11 protein-coding genes and 1 pseudogene are annotated in these 14,675 nt (G+C 64.7%); 5 read left to right on the top strand and 7 right to left on the bottom strand.

The genetic code is table 11. From position 1 onward, the window contains the following. Positions 1 to 2,853, bottom strand: coding sequence for a phosphoenolpyruvate--protein phosphotransferase (ptsP, locus tag R6G97_RS02800; protein WP_317847765.1), 2,853 nt, complete (start codon positions 2,851 to 2,853; stop codon positions 1 to 3). A 286-nt stretch (positions 2,854 to 3,139) separates the two neighbouring features. On the opposite strand from ptsP, the gene cra reads away from it, so the two are divergent. Further along, the gene (cra, locus tag R6G97_RS02795) at positions 3,140 to 4,135 is read left to right on the top strand and encodes a catabolite repressor/activator (protein ID WP_182941751.1); all 996 of its coding nucleotides are present in this window, start codon (positions 3,140 to 3,142) and stop codon (positions 4,133 to 4,135) included. Positions 4,136 to 4,137: 2 nt separating this feature from the next. Beyond that, complete coding sequence (locus R6G97_RS02790; RefSeq protein WP_043207999.1) at positions 4,138 to 4,914, top strand: TatD family hydrolase; 777 nt, start codon at positions 4,138 to 4,140, stop codon at positions 4,912 to 4,914. 54 nt (positions 4,915 to 4,968) lie between these two features. Here the strand turns inward: R6G97_RS02790 and R6G97_RS24865 are convergent, their stop codons facing one another. From R6G97_RS24865 to R6G97_RS02770, 4 genes are all read right to left on the bottom strand, one after another. Continuing rightward, positions 4,969 to 5,673, bottom strand: a complete 705-nt coding sequence (locus R6G97_RS24865) for a methyl-accepting chemotaxis protein (protein ID WP_414628450.1) — start codon at positions 5,671 to 5,673, stop codon at positions 4,969 to 4,971. Positions 5,674 to 7,146: 1,473 nt separating this feature from the next. After that, complete coding sequence (ampE, locus tag R6G97_RS02780; RefSeq protein WP_043207995.1) at positions 7,147 to 7,977, bottom strand: regulatory signaling modulator protein AmpE; 831 nt, start codon at positions 7,975 to 7,977, stop codon at positions 7,147 to 7,149. After that, entirely contained in the window at positions 7,974 to 8,540 is a 567-nt protein-coding gene (gene ampD, locus R6G97_RS02775) for a 1,6-anhydro-N-acetylmuramyl-L-alanine amidase AmpD (RefSeq protein WP_043207993.1), read from the bottom strand. The genes ampE and ampD overlap by 4 nt, the downstream gene beginning before the upstream one ends. A gap of 76 nt (positions 8,541 to 8,616) precedes the next feature. Then, positions 8,617 to 10,785 (bottom strand): DUF1631 domain-containing protein, encoded by a 2,169-nt coding sequence (locus tag R6G97_RS02770; RefSeq protein ID WP_043207990.1) that lies wholly within the window; start codon positions 10,783 to 10,785, stop codon positions 8,617 to 8,619. Positions 10,786 to 11,021: 236 nt separating this feature from the next. Here R6G97_RS02770 and nadC point away from each other — a divergent pair, with 236 nt between their 5' ends. Continuing rightward, positions 11,022 to 11,870, top strand: coding sequence for a carboxylating nicotinate-nucleotide diphosphorylase (gene nadC / locus R6G97_RS02765; protein WP_043207989.1), 849 nt, complete (start codon positions 11,022 to 11,024; stop codon positions 11,868 to 11,870). 83 nt (positions 11,871 to 11,953) lie between these two features. Here nadC and trxB read toward each other — a convergent pair whose 3' ends face one another. Continuing rightward, positions 11,954 to 12,916, bottom strand: coding sequence for a thioredoxin-disulfide reductase (gene trxB, locus R6G97_RS02760; protein WP_043213848.1), 963 nt, complete (start codon positions 12,914 to 12,916; stop codon positions 11,954 to 11,956). Positions 12,917 to 13,243: 327 nt separating this feature from the next. Here trxB and cysZ point away from each other — a divergent pair, with 327 nt between their 5' ends. Further along, positions 13,244 to 13,972, top strand: coding sequence for a sulfate transporter CysZ (gene cysZ, locus R6G97_RS02755; RefSeq protein WP_043213846.1), 729 nt, complete (start codon positions 13,244 to 13,246; stop codon positions 13,970 to 13,972). A 60-nt stretch (positions 13,973 to 14,032) separates the two neighbouring features. On the opposite strand, the pseudogene R6G97_RS02750 reads toward cysZ, so the two are convergent. After that, positions 14,033 to 14,371, bottom strand: a pseudogene (locus R6G97_RS02750) (methyl-accepting chemotaxis protein); the annotation flags it as partial. Between the two features lie 71 nt (positions 14,372 to 14,442). On the opposite strand from R6G97_RS02750, the gene R6G97_RS02745 reads away from it, so the two are divergent. Beyond that, positions 14,443 to 14,580, top strand: a complete 138-nt coding sequence (locus R6G97_RS02745; protein WP_317847762.1) for a hypothetical protein — start codon at positions 14,443 to 14,445, stop codon at positions 14,578 to 14,580. The last annotated feature ends 95 nt before the right edge of the window (positions 14,581 to 14,675 follow it).

Below are 14,675 nucleotides of genomic sequence, written 5' to 3'. Positions count from 1 at the left end.
TCAATAACGCTCCACCAGCGCCCGGACCGCCGCGGCGCTGTCTTGTTGCAAGGCCTCGCGCGCCAGGGCGCGTGCCGTCTGGTGATCGGCCTGGCGGACCAGCGCCTTGACTTCGGCAATGCTGCGGGCCGCGACGCTCAGCTCGTCCACATCCAGGCCCAGCAGCACCGCGACCGCCTGCGGGTCCGCCGCCAGCTCGCCACACACGCCCACCCATTTGCCTTGGGCGTGGGCGGCACGCACGGTCACGTCGATCAGTTGCAGCACCGCCGGGTGCAGGCCGTCGGCCTGGGCCGAAAGGCTCGGATGGCCACGGTCGATGGCCAGGGTGTACTGGGTCAGGTCGTTGGTGCCGATACTGAAGAAATCGACTTCGCGCGCCAGTTGCGGTGCCAGCAGCGCCGCTGACGGCACCTCGACCATGATGCCCACTTGCAGGTCAGCCACCGGGATTTGCGCACGCAGGCGATCGACCATGGCCTTGGCCTCGCGCCATTCATGCACCTGTCCGACCATCGGGAACATGATGCGCAGGGGGCGGTCATCGGCTGCCTGCAGCAAGGCGCGCAGCTGGGCTTCCATTATCCGGGGACGCTGCAGGGTCAGGCGCACGCCGCGAACCCCCAAGAAGGGATTCTCCTCGGCGTCGATCGGCCAGTACGGCAGCGGTTTGTCGCCCCCCACATCCAGCGTGCGCACCACCAGGGGCCGCCCGCCCAGGCCATCGAGCACGCGGCGGTATTCAGCCTCCTGGGTGGCGATATCAGGTGCCTGGGGGTGGGCCATGAAGATCAGTTCGGTGCGCAGCAGGCCGACGCCTTCGGCGCCCTGCTCCACCACCTTGTCGATCCCCGTGCTCTCGCCGATGTTGGCGAACACTTCGACCGCATGGCCATCGCGGGTCACCGCCGGCTCGTGACGCTTGGCCCAGGCGGCCTGCAGGCGTTGCTCGCGCAGGTCGCGCTCGGCCAGGGCCCGCTGCAGGTCATCGGCCGCCGGCGCCACGCTGACCCGGCCACGCTGGCCATCGAGCAACAATGGCGTGCCTGGCTCCAGCAACAGAATGGCGGCACCGGCCCCCACCACCGCCGGAATGCCCAGCGCGCGGGCAACGATTGCGCTGTGGGCCGTGGCACCGCCTTGGGCAGTGACAATACCGGCGACCCGGGCCGGGTCCAGGCGGGCCACATCCGACGGGCCCACCTCGGCCATCACCAGCACGTAGGGCTGCTCAGGTTCGACGATGTCCTGGACACCGCACAGTTGCGCCAGCACTCGCCGGCCGATATCACGCAGATCCGCAGCACGCTCGGCCAGCAGGGTGTCGTGCAACGCCTCCTGCTGACGCGCCGCGCCGTCGATCACCGCCATCCAGGCAGCCGCCGCGCTCTCGCCTTGGGCCAGGCGCTGCTCGACTTCATCGCTCAGGCCCGGGTCGGCGAGCATTTCCTGGTGGGTGACGAATATCTCGCCGATCGTGGGGTCACTAGGCTCCACCAGGGCCTGCAGCTCGGCATTCACCACCGCCAGCGCATCGCGCAGCTTATGCCGCTCTTGGGCAGGCGACTCGCCGCGTAGCGGGTAGTCGATCTGGCGCTCTACCTGCACAAAAGCCGGGCCACTGGCGATGCCCGGCGCAGCGCCGACACCCTGCACGACGCTTCCGGCCGCCGGCGCCTGGAGCGTCTGCACAGGCTCTTGGACACTTGGCGAGGCCGTTTCAGGCAGCGCTTCCACCACCTCGCCCAGGCCTTGCTCGATGGCCGCCAGCAAGACCGGCAGGGCATCGTTGGCAATACTGGGTTCGGCGATGAGCTCCAGCGTCTGGCCGCGCCGGGCCCCAAGGCTGAGCAGCTTGCTCAGGCTCTTGAGCGACACTGCCGGCTCGACGCTGTCCTGCAGGCGGACACGCAACTCGCCCTCGAAACCTTTGGCCAGCTGGGCCAGCACCTTGGCTGGGCGCGCATGCAAACCGTGGGGATTGGCCAGCACCACGCAAACGCTCGGCCAATCGGCCGGGGCCTCTCCACCGAGCACCTGCAGCACGGCGCGGCTGTTGGGCGCTTGGTAGAGCATTTGCCCACGGCCTTCGATCAGCACTTCACACAGGCGCTCGAGCAAAGCTTGATGAGCGACACCCAGGCTCGCCAGACAGAACAGGCCGTTGAGCGGCTGATCACGGTAGCGCAGCGGTTGCTGCGGCGTGACGAAGGCCAGGCCTGGCTGACGCACAAGGCGCTCGCTGTGCAGCCACCACAATCCCTCACCCAGGGGCAGCGGCTCGGCCTGTTGCAGCACGTTGGCAAACCCGGCATCGACGCAGCCGGCACGTTGCAGCAGCCGCGCGCCACGCCAGGCCAGCTCGTCGAAGTCTTCGGCGGCCAGGCCCAGCCCCACCAGTTGCGCGTCCAGCGCCAGGGCCTGGGGTGCGCCTTGCAACAGCTTGAGCAACGCCTCAGCGCTGGAGGCACGGCGCAGGGCCTCGGCCAGGTCGGTCTCGCCCAGGGCACGGGTCAGCAATTGCAGCAGGCGCAGGTGCTCGTCGGACCGGGCGGCAATGCCGATGGCCAGGTAGACGATCTGACCGTCCCCCCAGTCCACCCCCTCGGGAAACTGCAACAGGCGCACGCCGGTGGCGAAGACTTGGTCGCGGGTCTGCGGCGTGCCGTGGGGGATGGCGATACCCTGGCCAAGGAATGTCGAGCCTTGCGCCTCGCGGTCCAGGAGCCCTTGCAGGTAACCTTCGGCGACCAGGCCATCGGCGACCAGCCGATCGGCCAGAAGGCGCAGCGCCTCGGCCTTGTCGGCAGCCACCTGGTCCATAGCGATCTGCTCCTGAGCGAGCTCCAGCATGACCTTCTCCTTTTGCAGCCCCCGGGGCGGGGACCTGAGGTATTGTTGTGAATTCCACGAATCGGGTCTGTTCAACGGTCTTGCGCAGACGGTACACGGGGCAGAAAATTTGCCTGCTGAATCGTTTAACCTGACCAGGTGGCCACGTTACTCGATAATCTTCCGACGAAAAAGCCCCATCCTGTCGGACAATTGCGACAATGGTCGCCTGCCCAAGGCTCCGACGCCAGGTGAAACTACCCGGTCCGGCCTCGCAGGCAGCCCCGGTAATAACAAGGAAAATTCGGTGAAACTCAGCGATATCGCCCGTCTGGCCGGTGTGTCCGTGACTACCGCCAGCTACGTCATCAATGGCAAGGCCGAACAACAGCGCATCAGCAACAGCACCGTCGAGCGCGTGCGTGCGGTGGTCGAGGCCCACGGCTTCACGCCCAACCCCCAGGCCGCCGGCCTGCGCAGCCGGCACACCCGCACCCTGGGCTTCATTCTCCCGGATCTGGAGAACCCCAGCTACGCCCGCATTGCCAAGCAACTCGAACAGGGTGCCCGCGCCCGCGGCTACCAGTTGCTGATCGCCAGCAGCGATGACCAGCCCGACAGCGAACGCCAGTTGCAGCAGCTGTTCCGCGCCCGTCGTTGCGATGCGCTGTTCGTCGCCAGTTGCCTGCCGCCTGATGACGAAAGCTATCGTGAGCTGCAGGACAAAGGCCTACCGGTCATCGCCATCGACCGGCGGATGGCACCGGAATACTTCTGCTCAGTGATCAGCGACGACCGCGACGCCAGCCGCCAGCTGGCCCAAAGCCTTCTGGATACCCGCCCAGACACCATCGCCCTGATCGGCGCACGCCCGGAGCTGTCGGTCAGCCAGGCCCGTGCTGGCGGTTTCGACGAAGCCCTGCAACCGTTCACCGGCCAGGTGCGCCGCTACCAGGGCGAAGCCTTCAGCCGCGAGTGTGGCCAGCGCCTGATGCAGCAACTGATCGAGGACTTCGGCGGCCTGCCCGACGCCTTGGTGACCACCTCCTACGTGTTGCTCCAGGGCGTGTTCGATACCCTGCAGACGCGCCCGGCCGACTCGCGCCAGCTGCAACTGGGTACTTTCGGCGACAACCAGTTGCTGGACTTCCTGCCCTTGCCGGTCAATGCCATGGCCCAGCAGCACGGCCTGATCGCGGCCACCGCCTTGGAACTGGCCCTGGCCGCGATCGAGGACAAGCGCTACGAACCCGGCGTGCATGCGATAGCCCGGACCTTCAAGCAACGCATCAACGCAGGCTGACCATGCGCCTGATCGACACCCATACCCATCTGGACTTCCCCGACTTCGACGCCGACCGCGACCGCCTGCTGACCAACGCGGCGGCTCGAGGCGTGGAGCGCATGGTGGTGCTGGGGGTGTATCAGGCCAATTGGCAACGGGTGTGGGATCTGGTCTGTGGCGAACAGCGGCTGTTCGCGGCCTTGGGCCTGCATCCGGTGTACCTCGACCAGCACCGCCCCGAGCACCTGGCACAACTGCGCGCCTGGCTCGAACGTCTGCGCGGCGACCCGCGTCTGTGTGCGGTGGGTGAGTTCGGCCTGGACTATTACCTGCCGGAACTGGACAAGGAACGCCAGCAAGCGTTGTTCGAGGCGCAGTTGCAACTGGCCTGCGACTTCGACCTGCCCGCCCTGCTGCACGTACGCCGCAGCCATGCCCAGGTGATCGCCACCCTCAAGCGCTATAAGCCTGCGCGCGCCGGTATCATCCACGCCTTCGCCGGCAGCTATGAAGAAGCGCGCGAATACATCAAGCTCGGCTTCAGGCTGGGCCTGGGCGGCGCGGCCACCTGGCCTCAAGCCCTGCGCCTGCGCAAGACCTTGCCCCGGTTGCCGCTGGAAAGCGTGGTGCTTGAGACCGACGCCCCGGACATGGCACCGGTGATGTTCCCCGGAGAACGCAACAGCCCGGAACATCTCCCGGAAATCGCCCACGCACTGGCCGAGGTGATGGGCATAGACGCCGAGCGCCTGGCTCAGATCAGCAGCCGCAATGCCTGTGAGCTGTTCGGCTGGTAAGCCATCGCAGGCCCATCCGCGGGTAAACCCGCGAAGAAGTCGCCACGAATCAGCCTAGACGCGGAACGCGCCGATCAGTCGCTTGAGCTCGTCCACCTGGTTCGACAACGCCCGGCTGGCCTGTTCGGTCTGGCAGGCGCCTTGGGTGGTGTCCTGGGCAGCGCGGTTGATTGCCACGATATTCAGGTCGATGTCATGGGCCACCGCGGTCTGCTGCTCGACGGCCGCGGCGATCTGCTGGTTCTGCGCGACGATGCCGCCCACCGCACCAAGGATGTTGCCCAGCGCCTGTTGCACCTGACGTGCTTCGTCCACCGTCCCCGCCGCCATCTGGTGGCTGCTGCCCATGGCCGTGACCGCCGCGTCGACGCCCGCCTGCAGGCGCTGGATCATCTGGGCGATCTCCTCAGTGGAGTCCTGGGTGCGGCGCGCCAGGGTGCGTACCTCATCGGCCACCACGGCAAAGCCCCTGCCCTGCTCGCCGGCCCGAGCCGCCTCGATGGCGGCGTTGAGCGCCAGCAGGTTGGTCTGCTCGGCGATGCTGCGGATCACCTCCAGCACCCGGCCGATGGCCTGGCTGTCACCGGCCAGCTGGTTGACCGCAACCACGCTCTGGTCAATCTCCCCGGCCAGGCGGGTGATGCTGTCCTGCTGGTTTTCCACCAGGCCACGGCCGGTGGCGCTCTCGCGATTGACCTGTTGCGCGCCTTCGGCGGCCAGGGCTGCACTGCGGGCGACCTCCTGGGAGGTGGCGCTCATCTGGTTCATGGCGGTGGCCACTTGTTCGATCTGCTCACGCTGGCCACTGACCGCCTGGTTGCTGCGCACCGACACCTCCAGCACCTGCCCGGCTTGCTCCTCGACCGTCGAGACAGTCCGCCCCACCTGATCGATCAGCTCGCGAATGCGCAACACCGTTTGGTTGAAGCCTTGGCCCAGCTCGCCGAGCTCGTCGCGGCTGTGGGCCTTGAAACTCACGGTCATGTCGCCGGCTGCGACCTTGTCCATGGCCGCGCCCAGATTGCCCAAGGTTTGGCGGATGGACACATAGAAGCCGCTGTCCAGATAGATGATCAGGACAAATACCGCCAGCAGCGCGGCGACCAGCGCGATCATGCGCAGGCGGTGCTCGTCCAGGCGATCCTGCAGTTGCACCTGAAGGTGGGAGAGGATGGCGTCGTTGAGGCGGTAGGTCTGCACCATCAGGTCGCTGACCTGCTGATAGAACCCAAGCCACGGCGCGTCCAGGGTTTCGGCCATCACCACACGGTCTTCGAACAAGGTCGCGGCCTGTTTCACCGTTGCCTGGCTGGCTTCGGCCAGCGCGGCCAAGTCGGTCCTTGCGCGCGGGTCAGCGGCCAGTGCGTCGTCCAGGCGAATGCCGTAGTCGGCAGACAGCCGCTCCAAGCGTTGCAACAAGTCTTCGAAGCGGGCACTGCCGGCCGAATCGATGAAGCCACGGCCCAACGCCATGGCCCCCAATGCCCGCCCTTCGCCCAGGGTCTGGGTTACCTGACCCGTGGCACTGCCCAGCAGCTCGCTCAGATGCCGCACCGAGGCCTGGTGGTCCTGGTCCAGCCCGGATTGACTGGCCACCTGTTTGGTCAGGACCTGGGCCTGAACCAACAGCTTGTCGAACAGAGCCGCCTTGCTTTGCAGGGAGGACTCGTTGCGCGCGCGGGTGAAGATTTCGCTCAGCTCTTCTCGTCGGGCCTGTAGCTGCGGGTCGCTCGTGGGTATCGCCTCAAGCCCCGCGGCGACCTTGTCCTCAAGGGCGCCGATACGCTGCTCCACGTCGCCGGCCTGTCCCGACTGGCCCAACAGGGCGTTGATCTGCAACAGGTTGCCCAGGGTTTCCAGATCGCTACGCAGGGTCAGGGCGCCAGCCAGGGGCCCCAAGCCCTGCAGCTCGACGCCGGTGGCGTGGAATTCGTCGTAGACGTCGCGCACCAGGTAGAAGCTGGTGATCAGCATGGGGACGAAGAACAAAGTGCTGATCAAGCTGAACTTCAAGCCGAAGCTCAGCCGGTCCATCAGGGCGATGGCCGGATAGAGCAAACGCTTCATGCGCATCTCCTTGGATTCTTTTTATTCTGCGAGGTAGCACAAGGCCATTAACGGCCAGGGGACTTGTATAACGCAGATCGAACCCAAGGTTTGTAATTTAAGGTTAAGCGCTGCTTGCGTAGGCCTGGCTCGCTCGATACCAGGCCGACAAGCCGAAGCACGCACTCAGACCAATACCGTCCACAGCGCAAAGCAGGCATACCACAGCACCGCGCAACGCAGCAGCAGCTCCCAGAGGCTGTCCAGACGACCGAGCCCCCGCTGGGTGTCTTCTTCCTCAGGCGCGCTGTCCGCCACGCGTCCGACCCGCGCCACCAGATGCCCCGCACTGATGTGCCAGTTGAGCAGTTCATGCAGCATCACCCGCACCACGGCGACAAAGTTGCCTACCAGGGCAAAGCTCAGGGCCAGCACCCGCACCGGCAACCAGTCCAGGGCATGGCGCAGCTGCTCGGCGCGCTCCTTGAGTGCCGGTTGGCGGCTGTTCTCTACACTCAGCGCCAGCAGCCGATAGGCCAAGGCCGCGCCCGGGCCGAGCAGGAAGTACCAGAAGATCACCGCGAAAAAGCTCTGGTAGGCCTGCCACAGCAAATGCCCCTGCACCCGCACCAACAAGCTAGGGGCATCGTCGGCGGCCAGGCCCAGATCCCGCTCGGCCACATGCAGCGCGGCTTGGTCATCGGCCCGGCGCCAGGCATCTCGAAACGGCCCCAGGGATGCCTTGATGTCGCCACGCCCGAGGCTGTAGATCAGCACCAGCAGGTGCACTGGCAAGGCCAGCAGGCCGTAAGCCACAGGCTCCAGCACGTGCAGCAACAGCACCAGCAACGCTACGGGCGCCAGCACCAGGATGGCCAGCGTCCACCAGGGATGCACCTTGCCGCTGCGCTCCAGACGTACCAGCTCGCCGATGAAGAACCCGTCACGCTGCAACCGCTGGCGCAGGGCCGAGAACTTCTCGAACCAGAGCACCAACACCAACACTAGAAAGCTCATGCGTCGTCCTCACTGCACTGCAGGGCCGCCCGGTAGCGGCACCAATCGAAAGCCGGGCCCGGGTCGGTCTTGCGCTCCGGGGCGATGTCGCTGTGACCGCAGATACGTCCGAGGTCGATCACAGGCCACGCGCCGCGAATCTGCTCGGTCAGTTGTTTCAAGGTCTGGTACTGGGCGTCGGTGTAGGGCAAATCATCGGTGCCCTCCAGCTCGATACCAATGGAAAAATCGTTGCAACCCTCGCGCTCGCCGAAGCGCGAAACACCGGCATGCCAGGCACGGTCCAGCAAAGAGACGAACTGGGTCACCGCCCCGTCCCGCTCGATGAACAAGTGCGCTGAGACGGTCAAATGGCAGATGCTTTCGAAGTAGGGGTGCTCGGCGGGATCGAGCCGGTTCTGGAAGAACTGCTGGACCTTGCCGGTGCCGAAACAGGCCGGAGGCAGGCTGATGTTGTGGATAACCAACAGGGAGATGGCTTCGCCTTCAGGGCGCGCGTTGAAATTCGGCGAGGGGCAGTGGGTGACGCCGGAGAACCAGCCAGTCGCACGGTCCAATTGCATGGAGCAGTTCCTGAAATCGCCAGGGAGGAGCCGCCAGTATGCCCCGCGTCCGGCAGGCTTGCATGTAAATGATTGTTCAGCGCGTCTGCTGGCTGCGCAATCGTTCCAGCACAGCGTCCAGCGCGCGCTCGAACAAAAGACCGTCGTCGAGCAGACGAACCTCACCACGCCGCAGGGCTTGGACCAGTCCAGCGCAGCTCCACTCCCGCACCTTCATGCCGGTACGATTGGCGAAGACATAGCGGTCGCTGCTGTCGATCACCGCCACCAACTTGCAGCGCAGGGGCTCATCGTCATCCATCACTTCTACCCAGGCACCGATGCGCAGCCGCCGCACCTGTCCCAGTTCAGGGCTTTGTCCATCCAGACGCAGCAACGGACCACAGGCCGATTCATCGGCCACCGCCAGAATGATCTGCTCGGCCACCAAGACCTCATCCAGGTCAGGCGCGCCGTCGGTGGATGAAACGTCACCGCCAGCAAAGGCGCGCAGGTGCAACTGCTCCAGTCGCAGGAAGAACTCCCGGGTCGCGGCGGCTTCGGTGACCACCCCGGCCAATCCGTCGCGCAGGTTCTTGAGCAGCACCGGCACCTGTTGCAACAAGCGCTCCCGCGCCTGTGGATCTCGGTGCGGGGCGATGCTGGCCAGCAGGGCATCGACTGTGTCCAGGCCATCGCGCCAGGCGCTGGAGTCTTCGCCCTCCTTGAGCCAGGCCAGCAGCAAGACCTGGCTCCAACCATGCACCAGCATGTGTACCACCGCGTGCGGCAGCACCCGACCTTGTAGGCGCAAGTTCAGTGCCTGCTGTACCCGTTGCCGGGCTTGCAGCGCCCGGGCGCGCCCCTCTTCGGCGTCACGGGTGCGCTGTTCGAGCAGTTCGTTGCGCCGCCGCTCTTCCTGGTTGAACGCGAGAAAATCCTCGAGCAGATCGGCGAATACGCGGGAATCGTCAGTGAAGTCGTTGAGCAGGCGTTGGATCACCCGCTCCACGCGCAGATGCAAGCTGTCGCGCACGCCCTCGCTGCCGCTTTCCCAGCCGATCGCGGCGGCGGCAATCTCGTTGAGCAGACGCCGGGCAGGATGACTGGCACGGCTGAACAGGCCTTTATCGAGCAAGGCGACCTTGAGCAGTGGAATGTGCAAGCGAGCAATCAACCCGCGCAGGGATACAGGCAAGTTGTTGTCGGCCTGGATGAAGTCGAACAGCAGGCCGACCAGATTGAGGGTGTCTTCGTCAGCCGTGTCGATCCGGCGGCGCGTGCCGCTGCGCACGCTCACCCGCAGCAGCAACTGCTCCAACTGCTGGCCAAGCGAGAAGTCATCCGCCTCGCAGGTGGCCGGTACATAGTGCTGAAGATGCGACAGCAGGCGCAGCAGGTCGGCGGTGCTGATCGGCTGGGCGCTGGCGACCTGCTGCACACGCGGCGCGATTCGGCCTCGGATCGGGGCCAGCAGTGCCTGTACGGAATCGAAGAACGCCTGGCCTGCGCCATCGAGATCCGGCGCTTCGTCTCGCGCCAGCTCGGCTGACAGGCGTTGGACGGATTGGCGACGATCGTCGGCACGACGGCGCGGTGTCGGCTTGAGTTCAGGCAGCACACCGGCGTCGGCCAGCAACTGGTTGGCTTGATCGTACAACTGATCGAGGTCGCGCAACACGTAGCGTTCGAACAGCTTGAGCAGGATCAGCTTGACCCTGCGGGTAACGCCTTGGCTGCGCGCGGCCTCCAGGAAATAACCGCACAAACGGTCCGGCCCCAGGGGGTTGTCCGGCGCCGCCGCGGCGTTGCCGAGCAGGGCTTGCAGGCGCAACGCCAGGTGTTCCAAAGCAAGACCATCGCGCGAAAGCACCCGGGCGACCATGGTTTCGAGGACGGCGGTGCGTGCCAACTGCGCCGAACCGAGCGGGTCCTCGCTAAGGGTGAATGCCGAGGCTTCGACCTGCCCTACCTGGGCAAAGCGGTCATAGAAAGTGTCGAGAAAGCCGCGCTCGATGCTCTTTCGCTTCAGACGCAGGTCCCGCATGGCTTCGAAGTACAGGTTCTGCTCGAAACGATCAGGAGCCTTGTCGGCCATTTCGAAGAGCGTGTCGTCAGCATTGTCGAACAATGCCTGCAGCCCTTGGCGCAGCTGCAATGCAGCCTGGTCGCGCACTTGCAGAAGCGGCACCGGGAGGCACGAGGGCGCATGAGCCCCGCGATCGATGGCGACCGCCAAAGGCACCACCTTGCCTTCTTTCTGCATCCCGGACTCCTTGTGGGTGTTTTCGTTGGCGCGATGCCAGTCAAAACCATGACGCCAAATACTGGGCGCATTATCGGTAAAAATTCCGATAGCTACTAGAGCGTTCTTCACACGCCAGCAACTGACACTCCATGCGCCACAATGCTCAGCCGTCCCGACCAAAGGTCAGTCCCGTTGCCGCTGTACACGCCGCCCCCCTGCCCTATAATCGCCGCACCTAGCTTGTGGAGCCGACCATGCCGAACCTACGCCTCGCCGACCTGACCGCCGAAATCGAAGCCAACGTGCGCCGCGCGCTGCTCGAAGACATCGGCAGTGGCGACATCACCGCCCAGCTGATTCCGGCCGAGCGCCTGGCCAAGGCAACCATCATCACCCGTGAGGACTGCACCATCGCCGGTACCGCCTGGGTCGATGCGGTGTTCCGCCAGCTCGACCCGCGGGTCGCGGTGCATTGGCAGGTGTCCGATGGCGATCGGGCCACGCCCAACCAGGCGCTGTTCCACCTCGAAGGCCCGGCACGCTCGCTGCTCAGCGGCGAACGCACGGCGCTGAACTTCCTGCAAATGCTGTCGGGTGTGGCGACCCGGGCGCGCTTTCTCGCGGACTTGGTACAGGGCACCCAGGTGCGCCTGCTCGACACCCGCAAGACCCTCCCCGGCCTGCGTCTGGCGCAGAAGTACGCAGTCACCTGCGGCGGCTGTCACAACCACCGTATCGGCCTGTACGACGCGTTCCTGATCAAGGAAAACCATATCGCCGCCAGCGGCGGGGTGGCCGAGGCCGTCAACGCAGCGCACCGCATCGCGCCGGGCAAGCCTGTGGAAATCGAGGTCGAAAGCCTGGATGAGCTGCGCCAGGCCTTGGCGGCTGGCGCCGACATCATCATGCTCGATGAACTCACCCTCGATGAAATGCGCGAAGCCGTGCGCATCACCGCTGGCAAGGCCAAGCTCGAGGCCAGCGGCGGCGTGAACGAAAGCACGCTGCGGGTGATCGCCGAGACCGGCGTGGACTACATTTCCATCGGCGCCATGACCAAGGACGTGAAGGCGGTGGACCTGTCGATGCGCCTTAGCCTGTAAGGCTCTTTCAAGACACAAAAAAACCGGCCATCAGGCCGGTTTTTTTGTAGGGGGCCAAAGCCCCGGTGGACGCTGGCGAATCCTTAGAACGAAGCGTTCGCCAGGCCATCCAGGTAACGCTCCACGTCCAGTGCAGCCATGCAGCCGGCACCGGCGGAGGTGATCGCCTGGCGGTAGACGTGGTCGGCCACGTCGCCAGCCGCGAACACGCCTTCGACGTTGGTGGCGGTAGCGTTGCCTTCACGGCCGCCGTTGACCACCAGGTAGCCGTCCTTGAGGGTCAGCTGGCCTTCGAACAGCGAGGTGTTCGGGGTGTGGCCAATGGCGATGAACACGCCGTCGACCTTGATTTCGTCGCTGCTACCGTCGTTGTTCTTCAGGCGCGCACCGGTCACCCCCATGTCGTCACCGAGCACTTCATCCAGGGTGGCGTTGAGCTTGAGCTCGATCTTGCCTTCGGCCACACGGGCGTGCAGCTTGTCGACCAGAATCTTCTCGGCGCGGAAGGTGTCGCGGCGGTGGACCAGCGTCACCTTGCTGGCGATGTTGGCCAGGTACAGGGCTTCTTCCACGGCGGTGTTGCCACCACCCACCACGGCAACCGGCTTGTTGCGGTAGAAGAAACCGTCGCAGGTTGCGCAGGCCGAAACGCCTTTGCCCATGAAAGTCTCTTCCGACGGCAGCCCCAGGTAGCGAGCGCTGGCACCGGTGGCGATGATCAGGGCGTCGCAGGTGTAGGTGCCGCTGTCGCCGCGCAGGGTGAACGGCTTGTTGGCCAGGTCCACGGCATTGATGTGGTCGAAGACGATCTCGGTCTCGAAGCGCTCGGCATGCTCCTGCATGCGCTGCATCAGGGCCGGGCCGGTCAGGCCGTGGGGGTCGCCCGGCCAGTTGTCGACTTCGGTGGTGGTGGTCAGCTGACCGCCGGCCTGCATGCCGGTGATCAGCAGCGGCTTCAAGTTGGCACGGGCGGCATAGACCGCTGCGCTGTAACCGGCCGGGCCGGAACCGAGGATGATGACGCGCGAATGACGTACTTCAGACATGTCGAACTCCTGTCGAGACGGCCGCTGGGCCGGCGTCGGGGCACCGGCAGTGCCGGCTGGAATGAAAAGGGACCTACGCAGCGCTTGGGGAAGCCTATGACGCGCAGATCCGAAACCAAAAAGTTGAGCGCACTGTAGCGAGGTCGCAGAGATTAAGGAAATATCCTTCGACAATCCACCTTATAGGCTGCCTCTATCTCCCGACCGAACCGATAGAAAATCTTCCCTCGCTTTTGTTACAGCCCGTTGCTCCCGCACCAGGCGGCTTTCGTCGAGGCCTCAAACTCGGTAAGGTCAGCGCGTTTTCCCCTGATCCGGAGCGTCTCGATGCAAGCCCCTGTCCTCTCTGGCCCACAGTACCTGCGCGAAGGGCTGAAACTGGTCATGAGCCCCAGCCTGCGCCTGTTCGTGCTGCTGCCGCTGACAGTCAACCTGTTGCTGTTCGGCGGGCTGATCTACTTCGCAGGGCATCAGTTCAGCCTGTGGGTCGATACCCTGATGCCCACCCTGCCGAGCTGGCTGAGCTTTCTGACCTACATTCTGTGGCCACTGTTCGTCGCCTTGGTGATCCTCATGGTGTTCTTCACCTTCACCCTGGTGGCCAACGTCATCGCCGCGCCCTTCAATGGGTTTCTGGCCGAAAAGGTCGAGGTGGTGGTCCGCGGGCAGGATAACTTCCCCGCATTCAGCTGGGGCGAGTTGATCGCCATGGTGCCACGCACCTTCGGCCGTGAAATGCGCAAGCTAGGCTACTTTCTGCCACGGGCCATCGGCCTGTTCATCCTGTCTTTGATCCCGGTGGTCAACGTGGTGGCCGCCCCGTTGTGGCTGATCTTCGGGGTCTGGATGATGGCCATCCAGTACATCGACTACCCGGCGGACAACAACAAGATGAGCTGGCAGGACATGCTCGCTTGGCTGCGCGAAAAGCGCTGGCAGTCACTGGGCTTTGGCGGCATCACCTATCTGGCGCTGATGATCCCGCTGGTGAACGTGGTGATGATGCCAGCCGCAGTGGCGGGCGCGACCTTGTTCTGGGTACGCGAGCGCAGCTGACCTCGCGAGGGGGCGTACTGCGCCCCCTTCGCGGCTAACCCCGCCCCACGGTGCGGGGCATCAATGATTCAGCTGGTTGGAAAACTGCCCTACCGCATCCACCACCTTCTTCGCCCCGTCCTGGATTTCGACGATCACGCTGCCGGTTTCGGCAGCCAGGGTCAGGCCTTGCTCGGCCTGGCGCTTGCTGGTGTCGATGATGTCCACCGCCGCCTGAGCCAACTGTTCGTTCTGCTGCACTACCTTGGCGATCTCGTCGGTGGCGGTGCTGGTGCGCGAGGCGAGCTGGCGCACTTCGTCGGCGACCACGGCGAACCCGCGTCCCTGCTCCCCCGCGCGCGCCGCTTCGATGGCGGCGTTGAGCGCGAGCAGGTTGGTCTGCCCGGCAATGTCACTGATGGTCTTGATGAATCGCCCCTGGTTTCGTAGACACCTCCAAGCCTCATAATGAGGCCCAAATAGGAGGTGCCATGAGTCGTCAGCGTTACCCCGAAGAATTCAAGATCGAAGCGGTCAAGCAAGTGACCGAGAAAGAACTGCCTTTTTCACCACTGCCGATCAGAAGACCGAAGCCCTTCCGATATTACCTGAAGCGTTCAACTCGTTGATTATCAAGGAGTTTTGCGTTTCGACTGCGTCGGAAGTGGGGCGCATTATAAGGGGATTCGAAACCCCGTCAACACTTATTTTCAAAAAACCTTAA

The organism is Pseudomonas sp. HTZ2, from assembly GCF_033173945.1.
Lineage (GTDB): Bacteria > Pseudomonadota > Gammaproteobacteria > Pseudomonadales > Pseudomonadaceae > Aquipseudomonas > Aquipseudomonas guariconensis.
The sequence above is the reverse complement of the archived record's forward strand: the minus strand, read 5'-3'. Positions and strand labels throughout refer to the sequence as shown.